General features: G+C 46.4%; 14 protein-coding genes. 12 read left to right on the top strand and 2 right to left on the bottom strand.

The features are described 5' to 3' along the window. Positions 1–49: 49 nt before the first annotated feature. Positions 50–652, bottom strand: a complete 603-nt coding sequence (locus J3491_RS04900; RefSeq protein WP_207969372.1) for a LysE/ArgO family amino acid transporter — start codon at positions 650–652, stop codon at positions 50–52. A 209-nt stretch (positions 653–861) separates the two neighbouring features. Between J3491_RS04900 and J3491_RS04895 the strand changes: the two genes are divergently transcribed. From J3491_RS04895 to J3491_RS04885, 3 genes are all read left to right on the top strand, one after another. Next, positions 862–1,602, top strand: a complete 741-nt coding sequence (locus J3491_RS04895) for a hypothetical protein (protein WP_075101483.1) — start codon at positions 862–864, stop codon at positions 1,600–1,602. A gap of 125 nt (positions 1,603–1,727) precedes the next feature. Continuing rightward, positions 1,728–2,399, top strand: a complete 672-nt coding sequence (locus J3491_RS04890; RefSeq protein WP_243456137.1) for a hypothetical protein — start codon at positions 1,728–1,730, stop codon at positions 2,397–2,399. A 42-nt stretch (positions 2,400–2,441) separates the two neighbouring features. Beyond that, positions 2,442–2,996: a hypothetical protein gene (locus tag J3491_RS04885; protein WP_207969371.1), complete on the top strand. Its 555-nt coding sequence runs from the start codon at positions 2,442–2,444 to the stop codon at positions 2,994–2,996. A 102-nt stretch (positions 2,997–3,098) separates the two neighbouring features. On the opposite strand, the gene rluB is transcribed toward J3491_RS04885, so the two are convergent. Beyond that, a complete protein-coding gene (gene rluB / locus J3491_RS04880) occupies positions 3,099–4,022 on the bottom strand; it encodes a 23S rRNA pseudouridine(2605) synthase RluB (protein WP_207969370.1) in 924 nt (307 codons plus the stop codon). Positions 4,023–4,711: 689 nt separating this feature from the next. Here rluB and J3491_RS04875 point away from each other — a divergent pair. The 9 genes from J3491_RS04875 (at position 4,712) to J3491_RS04835 (ending at position 16,941) form a co-directional block, all read left to right on the top strand. Beyond that, the gene (locus J3491_RS04875) at positions 4,712–5,752 is read left to right on the top strand and encodes a polysaccharide biosynthesis/export family protein (RefSeq protein WP_243456135.1); all 1,041 of its coding nucleotides are present in this window, start codon (positions 4,712–4,714) and stop codon (positions 5,750–5,752) included. A 9-nt stretch (positions 5,753–5,761) separates the two neighbouring features. Further along, positions 5,762–6,238 (top strand): low molecular weight protein-tyrosine-phosphatase, encoded by a 477-nt coding sequence (locus tag J3491_RS04870; protein ID WP_075101488.1) that lies wholly within the window; start codon positions 5,762–5,764, stop codon positions 6,236–6,238. Between the two features lie 78 nt (positions 6,239–6,316). Then, the gene (locus J3491_RS04865; protein WP_207969368.1) at positions 6,317–8,596 is read left to right on the top strand and encodes a polysaccharide biosynthesis tyrosine autokinase; all 2,280 of its coding nucleotides are present in this window, start codon (positions 6,317–6,319) and stop codon (positions 8,594–8,596) included. A gap of 95 nt (positions 8,597–8,691) precedes the next feature. Beyond that, positions 8,692–10,689, top strand: coding sequence for a nucleoside-diphosphate sugar epimerase/dehydratase (locus J3491_RS04860; RefSeq protein WP_207969367.1), 1,998 nt, complete (start codon positions 8,692–8,694; stop codon positions 10,687–10,689). 129 nt (positions 10,690–10,818) lie between these two features. Beyond that, positions 10,819–12,618: an ABC transporter ATP-binding protein gene (locus J3491_RS04855; RefSeq protein ID WP_207969366.1), complete on the top strand. Its 1,800-nt coding sequence runs from the start codon at positions 10,819–10,821 to the stop codon at positions 12,616–12,618. Positions 12,619–12,647: 29 nt separating this feature from the next. Then, positions 12,648–13,979, top strand: coding sequence for a hypothetical protein (locus J3491_RS04850; protein WP_207969365.1), 1,332 nt, complete (start codon positions 12,648–12,650; stop codon positions 13,977–13,979). Next, positions 13,976–14,947: a polysaccharide pyruvyl transferase family protein gene (locus J3491_RS04845; RefSeq protein WP_207969364.1), complete on the top strand. Its 972-nt coding sequence runs from the start codon at positions 13,976–13,978 to the stop codon at positions 14,945–14,947. The genes J3491_RS04850 and J3491_RS04845 overlap by 4 nt, the downstream gene beginning before the upstream one ends. Before the next feature lie 29 nt (positions 14,948–14,976). After that, positions 14,977–15,723: a glycosyltransferase family 32 protein gene (locus J3491_RS04840; protein WP_207969363.1), complete on the top strand. Its 747-nt coding sequence runs from the start codon at positions 14,977–14,979 to the stop codon at positions 15,721–15,723. Between the two features lie 114 nt (positions 15,724–15,837). Then, complete coding sequence (locus J3491_RS04835) at positions 15,838–16,941, top strand: glycosyltransferase (RefSeq protein ID WP_207969362.1); 1,104 nt, start codon at positions 15,838–15,840, stop codon at positions 16,939–16,941. Positions 16,942–16,951 lie beyond the last annotated feature (10 nt).

Below are 16,951 nucleotides of genomic sequence, written 5' to 3'. Positions count from 1 at the left end.
TTGGTTTTTTTAGGTTAGGCCATCCATCTTTGGTGACTAGCTTTGATGATTAGCTTTGATACAGATGCCATGCCAGATAGAGCATCAAGATACCGACGAGGGCATCCAAAGTATTCCAAGCTTTTGGTTTGGCAAACAGCGGCTTGAGTAAGCGCGCGCCATAGCCCAGCGCAAAAAAGAAAAAGAAAGACGCGCTGACAGCACCAGCGGCAAACACCACTTTGCTATTAGCGCCTGTTGAAACCATGCCGACGAGCACCAATGTATCTAAATAGACGTGCGGGTTGAGCCATGTAAAGCCAAAGCACAGCAGCAGCGCTTTTTTTAGGCTGCTGACCACTTGACCCTCGACGGTCAGTGACTGTGATAGGCGCACACTGGCATATAGGCTTTGTAGGCCATACCCGAGCAAAAACACCACGCCGGCGAATTTTGCGACATCGACGATGTGCGGATAGCGTGCTGTCACGGCGCCAAAGCCGCCGACGCCTGCTGATATCAAGATGGCATCGCTAAGGGCACAAAACAAACAGACAAAAAAGATGTGCTCGCGCTTTAGCCCTTGTTTGAGTACAAAGGCGTTTTGCGAGCCTATCGCAATGATAAGCGATAGCCCAAGCAAGAAGCCAGAAAGAAAGTCAGGGGCATACATAATTAAGTGCTTAATCGGTGGTGGAGCGGGGCGGATAGTGCCAGCGGCGCTGACATTTTGCGTACTGGCAGCATCACAAAAAGCTGTTAAGATACGCTATTGATTGCACCGATGCAATAAAGCAAAGCCCCTTACTGTAAAATGGGTATGTAACAAGAGGCGTGTATAACAGAGAGGTAAGATCGGTCATGGTGGTAAGTTTGACAAGAATGCTACAGTCATTTGGGCAAGCCCAAGACGATCTGCCAGCGCAAGCGGCCTTACAGGCGCAAAAGACAGCGAGTCACTATGAGTGCCAAACAAAGAGCAAAGGCGGCGAGCAGGCAGATGACGACAATATCAAGAACCCGCGTACTACGCTGACGCCACCTGAGCGTGCCGACCGTATCTGTGCGGCATTGGCGCAAGTGGGTGATGCGCGTTCGGCCACACCGCTCACCGACCGCTATTTGGCCAATCATGCACAAATGCGCCCAGCTAATAGACCCCCTTTTGACCCTGATACCTTATGGTATCTCAAACATGGACGTTGTCCGATTATGACTGAGCTTGTAGATGTGGTCGATGAAGCCACCTTAAACGCTATGCCCATCGAGGCGGTGGCGATACTCGATAGAATCAATGGTAAGCTAAAGCGCTACCGTGAGTGGAGTCATGAGCTCAACGATGAGCAGCAGCAACAGCATAACGAGCGACAGTTTGTCATCGACAAGCTGGTGTCTGAGAGTATCCCCGAGGCGCTGCATCATTATGAGCAGCTGCAACGATTTAGCCCGCACCGTACTAGAAACCATACAGCACAAGGCAAGATGAGCGCAGGCGATATGCTGACGGATTTGTTTTTAGAGATTGACTACGAGCTTGATGAGCTGCTCGATGAATTGCACAACACCGTGATGAGCCGCCTTGCTTCTACGCATCGCTATGTCAAAAGCCGCACGCAAAGCTAAGCTAAGGGCGGCGGTTGTGACTGCGAACCTGCTCTCATTGATACCGACATTGATACCGCGGTGCTTGCCAACCATTTTGCCAAAAAAAACGGCCAAAAAACTTGCCATAAAATAAGGATCAGCCAATGACCCAAATGACTGCGATGTTTATCATGTTTGTATTGTATGGTGTGCTACCAGCGGCTGGGTTGTACTTGGGATATCGTGGTATCAAAAAAATGACCGCGCCCAAAATGCTGGAGTATAAGGCGATGCCGCAGCTGGGTTATATCCCCGAAAAAAGCCTACCGGCTGATATCAAGGTGATGCTGGCGCAGATCAACGAAAAAGGCGAAAAGCTGCGCGTCATTTATGGTGATACCAATAATGATGGTAAGATTGATGACAAAGACACTGTCAATGAGACCTATATCATGATTCAAAATCTCATGGACAGACATGTGCCGCTGGCGGTGGTGGACTATCGGCGCTTGCATGACTTAGATGTGGGCGATGGTGCGCGCGCTGATACGACCAAAATCAAGCACTCCAACGTCACAGGCAAAGAGGCGCTGCTTGAGGTACTCACCACCATTGACGCGCAGTTTGATGATTTGCTCAATGCCTCCTATCACCAAGATGGGCAAAAGCTACTCGCGACCAATCGCTATCTACAAAAACGCTTTAAAACGCCTGCTGTCAGTCACGAAGGACAAAACCTCGATGACAGTGCTGACGATGAGGCAGGTACCCAAACGCTTGAAACCCCAGCTGGCGCTGCGACCAAAAAGGCGCGCGCTGACGATATCAAACTGTAAAGATTAAAAGCTAAGCGCAATAACGGTAAAAGAGTAAGATATATGAGTGTGCTCATTGGTGTCGGTATCGTGACGACCATTACGACCATTTATTTGGGTAAAAAAGGCTGGCAAGCACTGCATAAAGCCGTCGGCATCACCCCAGGCGTGCTTACATATCAAGATTATCAAGCGCCTTTGTCATTGTCTGCAGTCACATGGCGGCATCTGCGTTTACACAAAAAACATCTACAGCGTTTACCAAACGATCAGCTGCGCCAGCTGCAGCGTATCGACGATAAGGTGAGTCGCTATCAGTCTTATCAAAAAACACAACAGGCTGATGATAAGACGCCGACGGTGACTGAGTCGCAGTTTGTGTTACAAAAGCTGCTGTACACGCGCTTGCCTGACACACTAGCCAGTTATGATTATCTGGTCAGTATCGATAGCGCCGATCTATCACAGACAGAAAAAAAAGCAGAAGCCGGTGAGCTGTTGCAGCAGGTATTAGACCATATCGAGCAGCGTCTAGATGCGTTATTGGACCAAGCGCAGACGCAGCATCTACAAGCGTTACGCGTGATGAAAAACTATGTCGAGAGCCATGATCGTTAAAGGATAGGGTAAAACGACAGCAAATGGCGCAAAAAAAGCTGCCTGTGATATCTCTCACAGGCAGCTTTTTTTATGATCTAGGTGTATGAAGCCTCAGTAAAACTAACGCTTATCGCCGCGACCACGAGTATGCCGATTGCCGCGACTGGCAGGGCTGCCGCTGCTTTTCGGTTTGCTACTGTGCGACTTATCGCTACGACTATCGGCACGGCGCGCTTTGAGCGGTTTGCTTTTGATACGTTCTTGTTTTTCTTTGGCCGCGCCGTGCAGACCTGTACCATAACGCGGGCGCAAACTGACTAAGTCGGTTAGGGTGTTGATCTCTTTTTTGTCCAGCTCCAAGAAGCGGCCTGTACGCAGCTCTTTGGGCAGTGAGATCGTACCATAGCGGGTGCGCAATAGACGGCTGACCTTGAGGCCTTGCGACTCAAACAAACGGCGCACTTCGCGGTTGCGGCCTTCTTTTAGTTTGACGTGATACCACTTGTTGACGCCTTCACCGCCGCCTTCTTTAATGTCTTCAAACTGTGCCATGCCGTCCTCTAGCATAACACCAGCGGTCAAGTTGCGAGCGATATCAGGGGTGACCTCACCCAAGACACGTACCGCATATTCACGCGTGACTTCACTTGAGGGGTGCATCAAGCGATGGGCCATCTCGCCATCGTTGGTAAACAATAACAGTCCGGTTGAGTTGATGTCCAAACGGCCAACCATCACCCAGCGATCGTGGGTCAGCTTTGGTAGGCGCTCAAACACAGTCGGGCGACCTTCAGGGTCTTTTGCCGAGCACACTTCCCCTTCAGGCTTGTAGTATGCCAAGACGCGGCGGCGCTTTTCGTTTTCGGCGTTGTATTTGATCTGACGACCATCTACCCGTATCTCATCGCCTTGCTGCACGCGATCACCAATGGTCGCAGGCGCATTATTAACAGACACGCGGCCTGATCTGATGACTTCTTCCATCTGACGGCGTGAACCTAGCCCCATACGGGCGAGGGCTTTTTGTAATTTCTCATCTTTCATAATCATGTCCTTGAGTCGGTGGGTTTACATTTCTCAATGTAAAAAATGAAGTGCCTATTCTACGCGAATTTCAAACATTTAGCACGCAAACTGGCATAAATGCTCTAGGGAAAAGTTCTATCAAGTGGCCTTTAGCTCGTCCAGATAGTTCTCGATTGATCTGAGCAGATGTCCTAGTTTAATAAATAAAAGTTTGCTTGGTTGACTTAATAACCGGTGGGTATTAGGGACACCGAGTCAATGAATTAGATCATCATGAATTAACAAATAGTTACATTTTACCATAAGTAAAATTAAAAAATTCATATTGGACCTTTGGTTTTATTAAACTAAATATGAATTTGCCATGTCTATAGAAGTATATATAACAAACGAAGAATGGTGGTGCTATAAAGAAAAATATATTTTTAATTCTTTATAGTCAGAATGCGATAAGGGTAAAAACTGCTTTAAGCCTTTAAATATAAGGGTTTAATGACATAAATAAGGGCTAATAAATACTTTTATATGAGTGTTTTTAAATATTGCGTTACGTATATTTTAAGTGTATATTTAATAAATACATTCTTTTTTATGAATATATTAGTAATGGCAGCATGCGATGGTTTGATTCACCAATATAAATATGAGTAACTGTTATGGTTTATAAATATTTCTCTTATGTACATAGGCGCGTGATAACACGCAGCATGGCTGGTTTATTACTAATGGCATCGTTTGCTGGTTGTACGATAAATTCAGGACTTCAGTCTGGAAAACTGCCTGAGTCTGGCGCATTTGTCGCAGAAAACGGTTTACCATTTTATATTCAACCACTGAGTCTGGCCAATTTACCTGCAAAACAGCCCCTCGCGCCCAGCGCAGATTTGTATCATTTATTAAAAACGTCTGGTGCTACCAGCTATGGCATCGCCAAAGGCGATATCCTGAGCATCATACTCACCAATTACCCAGATATTAATGCCTCTACCGAAAGCCTTACGGTCGATCAACAAGGGTTTATCCAGTTTCCACTAATCGGAAGGATCAAAGCGGCGGGGCTGAGTGTGCCGCAGTTTACCGCGACGCTACAGCGCCAGCTACAGCGTTATCTAAAATACTCAGATCCGCAGGTCAAAATCATCAATTACCGAGGCAGTAAGTTTTTTGTCGATGGCGCGGTCAAGCAATCTGGTGAATTTGCGATTGCTGATGTGCCCATCTCATTATATGGCGGCATCTCTATGGCAGGCGGTGTGTCCGAGACGGGCGATGCAAATCACATCATTTTACATCGGCAAGGTAAAAGCTATCCGCTAGGGATGCGCACCTTAAACCAGATGGGGCTATCTGCCAATCAGATCTATCTAAAAGATGGTGACGCGATTCATGTCAACAGCCAAAGCCGCAACAAGGTTTATGTGTTAGGAGAGTTTGGCAAACTCGAGCCCGTCGCCATTCCAGAGCAAGGGTTGAGCTTGGCGCATGTATTGGGGGAGTCAAATGGCCTAAACCCAAACACAGCCAATGCCGCGAAGGTCTATATCGTACGTGACAATCCACAAAGTAAATTTACCAACATCTATTATGTCGATATGCAGAGCATCACAAGCTTTGCACTAGCAAGTCGTTTTGAGATGCAAGCCAACGATATTTTATATGTCGACCCAACGGGGCTAGCACGCTGGAATCGTGTCATCAGTGCCATCTTGCCATCGACATCGGCCATCAATGTAATCTCAGGGATATAGGAGTCGGTCATGGAAGCGTTTGACAACTTGCTGGTGGTTTGTGTGGGCAATATCTGCCGTAGTCCGATGGCCGCTGCCATCTTGACAGAATACTACCCTAAAAAGTATATCGACTCTGCTGGGCTATCAGCGTTGGTCGATCAAGGCGCAGACCCAAAAGCGGTGTCATTGATGGCGACGTATCAGATAGACATCGGCGCTCATGTTGCCAAACAGATCAACACTGCGCTGGTCAGTCAAGCGGATTTGATTTTTACCATGTCGACTGGCCAAACCAAGTGGCTCGAGAGTCGCTGGCCGCATTGCCGCGGTAAGACCTTTCGGGTCGGTCATTGGCTGGATAAAGACATCATTGACCCTTATCAGCAGGACGATAGAGCGTTTGAGAAAAGCCGGCAAGATATCGCCGATGGGCTCAAACAGTGGCACAAGAAAATGCAGGAAGTAACAGCGATCAAAGCGTTAAGGATGAGCGAGTGCTATTAGGGTGTGTCCTTATTTTGATTATCATATTTTAAATAAGAACACGCGAGCCAACTAACATTAAGCGATGAGTAAATGGTTATGAATAATATAGATTCAAAAGACCTATCGATGCCTACGGGCAAAAAAGACAACGACGACATCGACTTAATGGCGCTGGCTTTGGTATTGCTGCGCGGCTGGCGAATCATTGCGGTGATGGCAGTGCTTGGGCTTTTACTTGGTCTGTTATATAGCCGCTATGTCAATCCGACTTTTAAATCAGATGCGCTGATACAAATCGAAGAAAATACCCAAGGAGTTGAGGCGCTGGGCGAGAGTATCTCAGAGCTCGTCGGGACGGAAGTCAGTAAGGCGGAAACCGAGGCGGAGCTGATTCGCTCGCGGATGATATTGGAGCCAGTGGTTGAACTTTTGCATTTGCGCATAAGGCTTACGGACCCAAATATCGGCCATCTCGACAAACTAAAAAGCGACGGTATCGCCACTCAGGTAAATACTCCTGATGAGGTGTCGCTCAATACCGAAAGCGGCGCCGTCAAAGTCAGTCAGTTTCAGGTAGCGCCTGCCTATCTGAACCAAGCCTTTACCTTGACACGATCGGAGACGGGGTTTGTGCTAAGTAATGGCGTGGATAAGTTTCAGGGTCAGATCGGTCAGGCGCATCAGTTCCAAGGTGTAGAGGGGCTGATAGCTATTTTGGTCACAGATTTGCCTGCCACAGCTTACCCAGTTCAGATTCGTAAGCAAACGCTAAAGACGACAACAGATGCCATCAATAGCGCGCTGTCGGTCGAAGAAAAAGGCCAAAAGACAGGCATCCTCCAGCTGTCGATGGTGGGCGGTAACCAAGAGCAGGTCACCACCATACTCAATCAAATTGTCCAATCTTATGTGGCACAAAACCAATCTCGCGGCTCTGAAGAGACCACAAAAACCTTAGCATTTATGGAAACGCAAATACCGCTACTAAAAGAAAAGCTAGAGGCTGCCGAGGCGCGATTTAATGATTTTCGTAAAAAATATGGCACCATCGATGTGGGCAAAGAAGCGGAGCTATTATTAAACGAAAAATCCCGCATCGATGAGCAGCTCAATGAGCTTAATCTCAAAAAAGCAGATCTGACCACTTATTATACCGAGCAGCACCCCTTGGTCGTCCAAATCAATCAACAGCTCAAGGTGCTCAACAATCGAACGCGAGAGATAGGCAATACCGTTGCAGGATTGCCTGAGATACAGCGAGAGTTTTTGAAGCTATCAGAAGACACGGCCATCAACCGAGAAATCTATCTGACCCTACTCAAAAACTATGAGCAGCTCAAAATCGTCAAAGCCGGTCAAATCGGCTATGCCCGTATCATCGACTCACCGACCAGCACCTTTAAGGCTATTGCTCCAAACAAACTACAGATCATGATGCTTGCCGCCTTGGTCGGCACGATGCTTGGGGTCATCATGGTGCTACTCAAAAACCTGATGAGGAACGTGGTCAAAGACCCAGAGCACCTAGAAGCCAGCACGGGCATCCCTGTCATTGCAACCATTCCACGCTCGCCTTTGTTATCCAGATTGAGCAAAAAGAAAAAAGCGCACGCTCGTATGCTCGCCCATGTCGATCACAGTAGCTTGAGCTATGAGGCAATCAAAAGCTTAAGGACCAATTTGATCTTTGGAATGCCGACAGGCGCCATCACCGAACAGCCAGCACAGGTCATACTGATCACAGGCGAGAGCCCAGGTGTTGGTAAGTCGTTTATTACAGCGAACTTATCTGAAGTATTTGCACAGCTGGACAAAAAAGTCTTAATCATCGATGGCGACATGCGCTTAGGGGAGCTGCATAAGATGTTTAATAAAAGTGCAGAGGATGGGCTTGCTGATTATTTATTACAAGATAAAGAGACCGTATTTGTAAATGATGAGCAGCCGACAAGCGTGCAAATAGACAAGGCGGCGTCTGTTTTGACCATTGAGAGCATCATTCATCCCACTGGTATGGCACAGATCGACTTTATACCGCGTGGACGACAATCAGCCAATCCTACCTCACTGCTGATAGGCGAGTCGTTTCGCCAGCTACTGGCGGCGCTAAAGACGCGGTACGACTATATTGTCATTGATTCGCCGCCGATACTCGCCGCCTCAGACGCCATGGTACTAGCGCAGCAGGCAGATAAGGTACTGATCGTCACAAAGTTCAACCAGTCGGTCGAGGGGCAGTTGGTCTATGCCATCAAGCAGATGAACAAAGCCAATGTAAAAGTAGACGGTATTGTATTAAACGATGTGCAGCAAGGTTTGATGGATAAATATAGCTATCATTACCATTATGCCTATGGAGATAGAGATAATCGCTGACGTACTCTTTACGACGATCATGATAATAACGATGTTTTATCATCATGCTAGGCACATAACATGGACACATAATACAGCGGAAGTAGGTGGATCTTATGTTTATAAAGACAGAGTCTAACAATGCTTATCAAGCGTCTAATGGTTTTGATCGACGATCAAAACGTGCGGCTCTGTATTTGTTGTCGCTACCGCGCCCAGCCAAATGTAGTCTGTTATTTGGTATCGACTTTGCGGTGTCCAATGTTTGCTTGCTGCTCGCGTTATCGTTACGTTATGGATATATAGATTTGCATATCGGTATTGCCGCTCAGCTCTTTTATGCCTTTATCCCTGTCGCTAGTTTGTATCTTATTGGTTTTTATAGAGGGGCGTCTAGAGGGTTTTTTGATGCGCTCATGAGCCGCGTATTACAGCTGTTTTTATTATTAATTATCGTCTATCAGCTCATTATTTATCTTAGCCCAGCAGTGGCGATACCACGCTCTGTGCCTATCATCTTTTTATTTTTGATGTTTATTTGGTTATGGAATAGTAGGCTGCTGATACGTACCTTACTAAAGCGTGTACAAAGTACCAAGAAAATCCGACATCCAGACGGCTGTTGTGACAATGTAATCATCTATGGGGCAGGAGAGGCAGGCCGCGAGCTATTAGCCAGCCTAAGAGACTCCCGTCAATACAATGTGGTGGCATATATCGATGACGATCCTCAGCTGATAGGGGCGTACCTACATGGCAAACAAATCTACGCGGCGCATGCGCTGCCATGGCTGATTGAGACCCTGAAGGTAGCGCAGGTGATTTTGGCCATGCCGTCTACGAGCCGTACACGAAAAAAACAAATCATGGACAGCCTCTCAGGTATCTCTGTCAAAATCAAAGATTTGCCTAGTCTGCGCGAGCTGGCTGATGAAGTCGTGACGGTCAGTCATATACGGCCTGTAGATATATTGGACGTGCTGGAGCGAGAAACGGTCGAGCCGGTCGCAGAGCTGCTACAAAAAAACATCTCTGGCAAAAACGTCCTAGTCACTGGAGCGGGTGGTTCGATTGGCAGTGAGTTATGCCGTCAAATCATCAAAAGCAAACCCAACTGCTTGGTGCTATATGAGCAATCTGAATATGCGCTATATACCATCGATCAAGAGCTTAGAGCTTTAGAGATAGTCGGGGCTGAGACGGCGCAGATTACGATTGTAAGTGTGATCGGAAGCGTCAGTAACGAAAAAAAATTAACCGATATATTCAAAAATAACCATATAAATACCATTTATCACGCTGCCGCTTACAAGCATGTGCCTATCGTGGAGTCCAATCCGTTTGAAGGCATGATTAATAATACCAAAGGCACCTACCACTGTGCCCGTGCTGCGATACAAGCGGGCGTCGATACATTTGTCCTGATCTCGACCGACAAAGCGGTAAGACCGACCAACATCATGGGCGCATCCAAACGCTTGGCGGAGCTGGTTTGCCAAGGGCTAAGTCAAAGTAGCAGCCATACCTGCTTTAGTATGGTGCGTTTTGGCAATGTTTTGGGATCGTCAGGCTCTGTCGTGCCGCTATTTACCAAACAAATAGAGCAAGGTGGCCCCATTACCATCACCCATCCAGACATCACACGCTATTTTATGACGATTCCAGAGGCGGCCAGCTTGGTCATTCAAGCGGGGGCGATGGCGTTTGGAGGCGAGGTGTTTGTGCTGGACATGGGTGCACCGGTCAAAATCGTTGATCTTGCCAAACGCATGATTCGTCTGACAGGTTGCGAGCTCAAAGATGACAGCAACCCCAAGGGCGATATTGAGATTGTGTTTACAGGTTTGCGGCCAGGAGAGAAGCTCTATGAGGAGCTGATCATCGGTGAGGATAATATCGAGCCGACATTTCATCCTCTGATTATGCAAGCCATGGAGCATAGCTTTCCGTTGGCAGATATCGAAAATATCTTGTCTGAATGTATAGACCGCGCCACCCAGCAGGACGTGGCGTGGCTCAAGACCCAGTTTAGGTGTTTTGTCGAAGGTTACCAAGAAGGCTGCGGTACGGCGATGCCCACCGAGGAGAATGCCTTGCTAAACGAGGTTGGCTGATAACTGGGTAGTCTTAGGCCTGGTTAGTGTTGGCAGTGTTTTTTACCGTAGCATTTTTACTTTGGCATTTTTACAAACATAACATTTTTTATCAGAGCGTTTTTACAATGGCCTGTAGTTGAGTACATCATGTTTAACGTCATTAAACAGCTGTTTTCTCTGCTGACAGACAAGCAGAAAAAGCAATTTTATATCTTACAAGTGCTGGTGGTCATAATGGCTTTCACAGAGCTGTTAGGGATTGCCTCTATAGCGCCGTTCATGGCGCTGGTCGGTGATATAAGCATTCTAGAAAAAAACGCGGTGTTTGCTGAGCTGTATCAGATGTCGGGTCTAGATAGCCCTATGGATTTTTTGTTTTATAGCGGTGTGCTGGTGCTGGTCATGTTGACGTTTTCGACGTTGGTGTCGATGTTTACGATATGGAAGCTGTCTATCTTTGGGGCGCGCATCGGTACCGAAATCGCTGATCTGCTCTATACCTATTATATGCAGCAAAGCTGGCAGTTCCATGCTAGCAGTAGTAGCGCGCAGCTGACCAAGCAGGTATCGACTGAGGCGGCGCGTATCAGTATCGGTATCATGCAGCCGCTGGTGCAGATGAACGCCAAGATTGTGTTGGCCGTCTTTATCTCTATTAGTATCGTCATCTATGACCCGCTAATCGCGATACTTGGGCTGGTTATTTTTTCGCTGGCATATTTGCTGTTGTACCGCTTGGTGCGCGAAAGACTGATGGCGAATGGGCAACGGCTCTCGAGGATTTCGACTGAGCGTTTTCGGCTGATGAATGAGGGTTTTGGTGGTATCAAAGATGTCTTATTGCTTGATCGTAGTCATGATTTTATCAAAAGCTTTCAAGACAGTGGCAAGGTCTTTGCACATGCGCAAGGCACCAATATCGCCATCAGCCAAGTGCCACGCTATTTTATCGAGCTTATCGCCTTTGGCGCGATGATATCATTGGTGCTACTGCTGATCAAGCTGCATGCTGGCAACTTAGGTGAAGTGTTACCGATTTTGGCTATTTATGCGCTGGCCGCCTTTAAGCTACTGCCAGCACTGCAGCAAATTTACTCTAGCATCTCACAAATCAAAGGCAATATCGCCGCTTTTGAGGCAGTAAAAGAGGATTTGGAACACGCCTTTTATCAACAAAAAACCATCAGCCAACGTCCTGTACCGCCGCCGATATCGCTTAAAAAAAGCATCACCTTAACAGAGATTGGGTTTAGTTATCCCGGCAAAGACACCGCAGCAGTCAATGGTGTCAATATGCGCATTCCGGTCAATAGCGTGATAGGTTTGGTCGGCTCTTCAGGCTCGGGAAAGTCCACCTTAATCGATATATTGCTTGGTCTACTGACGCCGCAGCAAGGCTGTCTATATATAGATGGTACGCGTATCACCGATAAAAATAAGCGCGCTTGGCAGGATTTATTGGGGTTTGTGCCACAAAGTATCTTTTTGAGTGAAGGCAGTATCGCAGAAAACGTGGCGTTTGGTATTCCCATATCCGATATCAGAACAGATCAAGTCTATAGAGCACTGATTTTGGCCAATCTTATGGAGTTGGTCGAGCAGCTGCCAGAGGGCATCGATACCAAAGTGGGCGAGCGCGGTGTCAAGCTCTCAGGCGGCCAGCGTCAGCGTATTGGTATCGCGCGGGCGCTCTATCACGAAGCGGCAGTGTTGGTGTTTGACGAAGCCACCAGTGCACTCGACGGTATCACAGAAAAAATAGTCATGGATGCGATTCATGAGTTTAGTGGCAAAAAAACCATCATTATGATTGCCCATCGTCTAAAGACAGTAGAGCAGTGTGATCGGATTTATTTTATGGAGCAAGGAAAAATCATTGATTACGGCACGTACCAAGAGCTTGTGGTTCGTAATCTCAAGTTTAAAGAAATGGCAAGGCATGCCTAAGTTTGGCTTACTTTTATAAGGATATGATGATGTCAAATTTTATCGTAAACAGTATCGATCTGACAGGCGCTGGGACTCGTATCTCCTATGAGTACGAGGTCTCAGACGACATAAAAAAGTATTTTAAAACGCCTTTTTTTATTGAATACGACTGTAGTGTGGCAGAGGTGCCAGAGAGCATTTTGATCATTCCATTATTGGCCAATATATTGCCCATCTCTTGGCTGGCAGGGTTTGATATTACGATAAATACCCTTGACCGTCAGTTTTACCAAGCGGCTTTAGATATCAAGGCCGTCTTTATCAAGGAGTTTCCAGAGATTCTTAACCATTCATCTAGCCTTATGGTCAATCAGCTAATGGACAATACCGCAGCCTACCACCGAGACACAGGTAAAAAAGACGCTTTATTGTTTAGTGGCGGCGTCGATGCATATGCTTCGTACTTTAATCATCAGCAAGATGACGTGGATCTGATACTGATACAAGGGGCTGATATCCCGCTGAACGATAGCAAGCAATGGGCGACTGCCAAACAAAATATCAATAATGAGGTGATATTGCAGCAAAACCACAAGCACTATATCGCCATGAATTGCCGAGATTTTTATACGTATCGAGTCAAAGAGCTGGTCTATGGGGGCGGCTGGTGGGGTAAGGTGCAGCATGGACTGACGTTGACTAGTGCGGTGGCACCGCTGGCTTACAAAAAAGGCTATCACTCACTTTATATCGCTGCCACAGATACCATTGGTTTTCAGGTGTTTTGGGGCTCGATGCCTGATATCGACAACAATGTGCGGTGGGCTGGCACGCAGGTGGTACATGATGGCTACCACATGCACCGTCTCGATAAAGTGGAGTCCATCATCCAAAACGCCGAGCGGTTAGAAAAAAACGTCAACCTTCGCGTTTGTTATTCCGAATTAAACAACGGCCTAAATTGCAATAAGTGCGAAAAGTGCTATCGAACCATTTTTGCGCTGACGTTGTTTGGTCGCAACCCCAATCATTTCGGTTTTGCGGTGGATGGCAGTGTGTACACGCATATCGAGGCGCTATGGGCTAAGGGTTTTGCTAATGAAGGGGTGCGTTATGACTGGGTACCTATGCTGAGTCTGTTGAGCGCTGATAATTTATATCAGTTTGCAGAACACAATCATAATACCGAGCGACACAATACCGAGCAACACAATACCGAACGACATAGTGCTGAGCGACTAAAAGATAGCCTCAAAGTAGCGCTTGACGCCACCATCACCCAAACAGACTCTAAGGTGGATAAAGGCAAAAGAGCCATCATTGCCAATTTTCCTAAAACGTTTAAAAGCTATTTAAAAATCAGGGAGTTATTGAGATGAAATATGGTTTGATGACGTATGCCGAAAACAAAAGAACTTTTAATATTGGCGACTATATCCAAAGTCTGGCAGCCAAGCAGTTTTTGCCGCAAGTAGACTGTTTTATCAATCGAGAAAAGCTGGCTCGCTATACAGACAGCGAAGCCAAGCTGATTATGAATGGCTGGTTTACACACAATACCACCAGCTGGGTGCCGTCCGCACACATAAACCCTTTACTTATCTCCTTTCACGTAAACAACTCAGCGGCGCGCAATATGCTCAGTCCTCAAGGTATTGCGTTTTTAAAAAGCAAACAACCGATCGGCTGCCGTGATCACTTTACAGTGAATTTATTGCAAGAAAAAGGCATCGAGGCTTACTTTTCAGGATGTCTGACCCTGACTTTAGACAGCTACCAAGCCTGCGAGGCTGAGCGCGGTGAGGATATCTATATCGTCGATCCATTATATGGGTTTCCCAACAAACAGCGTATTTTTTATGACGTCAAATCCCTGCTCAGATCGACACGTAGCGGTGATGTTTTTCACATGCACATCAAGCAGCAATACCTCAAAAAAATATTTACCAAAGAGCTATTAACCAAAGCGCAAGTCATTCATCAAGAACTGCCAGCAAAGACGTATTCAGAGGCACAAAAATTCATCATGGCAGAGACGTTATTGCACAAATATGCCCGCGCAAAATTGGTCATCACCTCACGTATCCATTGTGCGTTGCCTTGTCTGGCCTTGGGTACGCCGGTGATTTATCTCAATGGCTTTGATAGTTTTGTTGATTCATGCCGATTAGCGGGTTTGGCAGATTTGTTTAACCGTGTGGATGTCGAGCGCTCGACGGGCAAAATCAGCAACAACTTCCATGCAAACGGTAAGATAGGCTCAAACGCCACCCTTGCCAACCCAGTGCGATACAAAGCCCTAAAGACGGCCATGGAAGCCACCTGTTACGCGTTTGTTGAGGCATAACGGACGCGGGCCTAAAAGGAGTTAGGACGATGCATATCAATAGAGTGATTCATTACTGCTGGTTTGGCAAAACCCCCAAACCAGACTCGGTGTTGGCCTATATTGCCAACTGGAGAGAGATGCTGCCCACCTACCAGATAATCGAATGGAATGAAGATAATTTCGATATCGACTGCTGTCAGTATGTCAAAGAAGCTTATGCTGCAAAAAAGTACGCGTTTGTTAGCGACTATGCGCGGTTGTTGGCGCTCTACCAGCATGGCGGGGTGTATTTAGATACGGATGTTGAGGTCTGTAAAAACCTTGATCCCTTGCTGGCGCGGGGTGTCTTAACCTTTGGTTTTGAAGAAGGCCATTACGCCGCGACAAGCACCATGATTGCGCCCAAAGCCAGTACTTTCATCGCTGACTTTATAGACAGCTATCACGCCAGACATTTTATCGATAGTAACGGAAAGCTAGATACCACCACCAATGTCCAAGTGCTGACCGCCTTATTAGAAGCAATTGGGCTGGCAAAAAATGGCGTAGAGCAAGTCCTGCATTATCAAGACGAGGAAATTGTGGTTTTGCCGCAGCGCTTTTTATCTCCTTTTGACTATCTCAATCATCAAGACAAATCCAGCGACCATACTTATACCATTCATCATTTTAGTAACTCGTGGGCCAGTGTGAGCAGCCTCAGAAAAAACAAAATAAAAAAACTGATAGGCAGTCGCGGCGTCAGAGTATTAAGAAAAATACTGAGCACGCGCTTTAATACCAATAATGTTTAGAAAAATGACAAATGACAAATGACAAATGACAAATGACAAATGACAAATGACAAATGACAAATGACAAATGACAAATGACAAATGACAAATGACAAATGACAAGGTGTGATACCAATGAATGCGACAAAGATTTGTATTATAGCGGATCAGGTATATAAAAGCGGCGGCATCGAAAGGGTGCTGTCACATCGTATCAATCATTGGATAAAGGACGGCTATGAAGTACATCTGATTACCAGTGAAAACGAGGGGCGCAGCCCATATTTCTTCTACGATTTGCGTCTGGTGCGGCATGATTTAGCCGGTGGGTTTGATAAATCGATTTCTTTGCTGTCGCCATTGAACCTAAAGCTGGCCTATCGATATTTTTTTAAATTAAGAGCAGCTATAAAAAATATAAACCCCGATGTGATTGTGATGACAAACTACAATTACGATTATTATTTTTTGCCGTTAATCGCGGCTGATACTCATTGTATTAAAGAGTATCACTCTAGTTTTTCTCAAAAAACAAATGCGATAGACAGGCTAAAAAAATACTATACTAAATTTTATGATACCCATGTTTTTTTGAGTAAAGAAGAGGCGTATCTACATTCGCTTAATGGTTCAGTTGTCATACCCAACCCCGTCGTTATGAGTGATGATTCTCCTTGTGAGCTGACAAAGCGCCGCAAGGTCATCATGACGGCGGGACGTATCGTTGCTATCAAAGGCTTTGAGCGCCTGCTTGCTAGCTGGTCGACTATCGCCAGTAAGTATCCAGACTGGCGGCTGGAGATTTATGGTGATGGCGAGCATACATATATACAGTCATTGCAGGCGCTGATCGATCATCATGATATAGCGGCAAACACCGCAATTTATCCGTCTAGTCCCGATATCATCAGCAAAATGCTGGACAGCCGTATATATGCCATGAGCTCGTTATCAGAGTGCTTTCCGATGGTGCTGTTAGAAGCCATGCAATCTAGAATGGCTATCGTGGCCTTTGATTGCCCGACAGGCCCGCGAAATATCCTCAATAATAAAAAAACCGGCATTTTAGTTGAAAATCATCATATCAGTGACTTTTCACGCTCTTTAGAAAAACTGATGACCCGTACAGATCTGGCGCAAACGCTTGCCGATAATGGGTGTTTAGAAGTGAGGCAATATGACGCAAAAGCAGTGATGAAAAAATGGAACACCCTAATCGATGAGACTTGTTTTTCATAAGTGGTTTATA

The sequence above is a fragment of the Psychrobacter halodurans genome, from assembly GCF_017498075.1.
GTDB lineage: Bacteria > Pseudomonadota > Gammaproteobacteria > Pseudomonadales > Moraxellaceae > Psychrobacter > Psychrobacter celer.
Note: the sequence above shows the minus strand (reverse complement) of the source record. Positions and strands in the feature narration are given on the sequence as shown.

What these genes read in the sequence shown, in the direction of transcription:
- J3491_RS04855 (WP_207969366.1), top strand. Translation starts at nt 10,819, where the DNA reads ATGTTTAACGTCATTAAACAGCTGTTTTCTCTGCTGACAGACAAGCAG.
- J3491_RS04865 (WP_207969368.1), top strand. Translation starts at nt 6,317, where the DNA reads ATGAATAATATAGATTCAAAAGACCTATCGATGCCTACGGGCAAAAAA.
- J3491_RS04860 (WP_207969367.1), top strand. Translation starts at nt 8,692, where the DNA reads ATGTTTATAAAGACAGAGTCTAACAATGCTTATCAAGCGTCTAATGGT.
- J3491_RS04840 (WP_207969363.1), top strand. Translation starts at nt 14,977, where the DNA reads ATGCATATCAATAGAGTGATTCATTACTGCTGGTTTGGCAAAACCCCC.
- J3491_RS04885 (WP_207969371.1), top strand. Translation starts at nt 2,442, where the DNA reads ATGAGTGTGCTCATTGGTGTCGGTATCGTGACGACCATTACGACCATT.
- J3491_RS04835 (WP_207969362.1), top strand. Translation starts at nt 15,838, where the DNA reads ATGAATGCGACAAAGATTTGTATTATAGCGGATCAGGTATATAAAAGC.
- rluB (WP_207969370.1), bottom strand. Translation starts at nt 4,022, where the DNA reads ATGAAAGATGAGAAATTACAAAAAGCCCTCGCCCGTATGGGGCTAGGT.
- J3491_RS04900 (WP_207969372.1), bottom strand. Translation starts at nt 652, where the DNA reads ATGTATGCCCCTGACTTTCTTTCTGGCTTCTTGCTTGGGCTATCGCTT.
- J3491_RS04870 (WP_075101488.1), top strand. Translation starts at nt 5,762, where the DNA reads ATGGAAGCGTTTGACAACTTGCTGGTGGTTTGTGTGGGCAATATCTGC.
- J3491_RS04845 (WP_207969364.1), top strand. Translation starts at nt 13,976, where the DNA reads ATGAAATATGGTTTGATGACGTATGCCGAAAACAAAAGAACTTTTAAT.
- J3491_RS04875 (WP_243456135.1), top strand. Translation starts at nt 4,712, where the DNA reads ATGGCTGGTTTATTACTAATGGCATCGTTTGCTGGTTGTACGATAAAT.
- J3491_RS04890 (WP_243456137.1), top strand. Translation starts at nt 1,728, where the DNA reads ATGACCCAAATGACTGCGATGTTTATCATGTTTGTATTGTATGGTGTG.
- J3491_RS04850 (WP_207969365.1), top strand. Translation starts at nt 12,648, where the DNA reads ATGTCAAATTTTATCGTAAACAGTATCGATCTGACAGGCGCTGGGACT.
- J3491_RS04895 (WP_075101483.1), top strand. Translation starts at nt 862, where the DNA reads ATGCTACAGTCATTTGGGCAAGCCCAAGACGATCTGCCAGCGCAAGCG.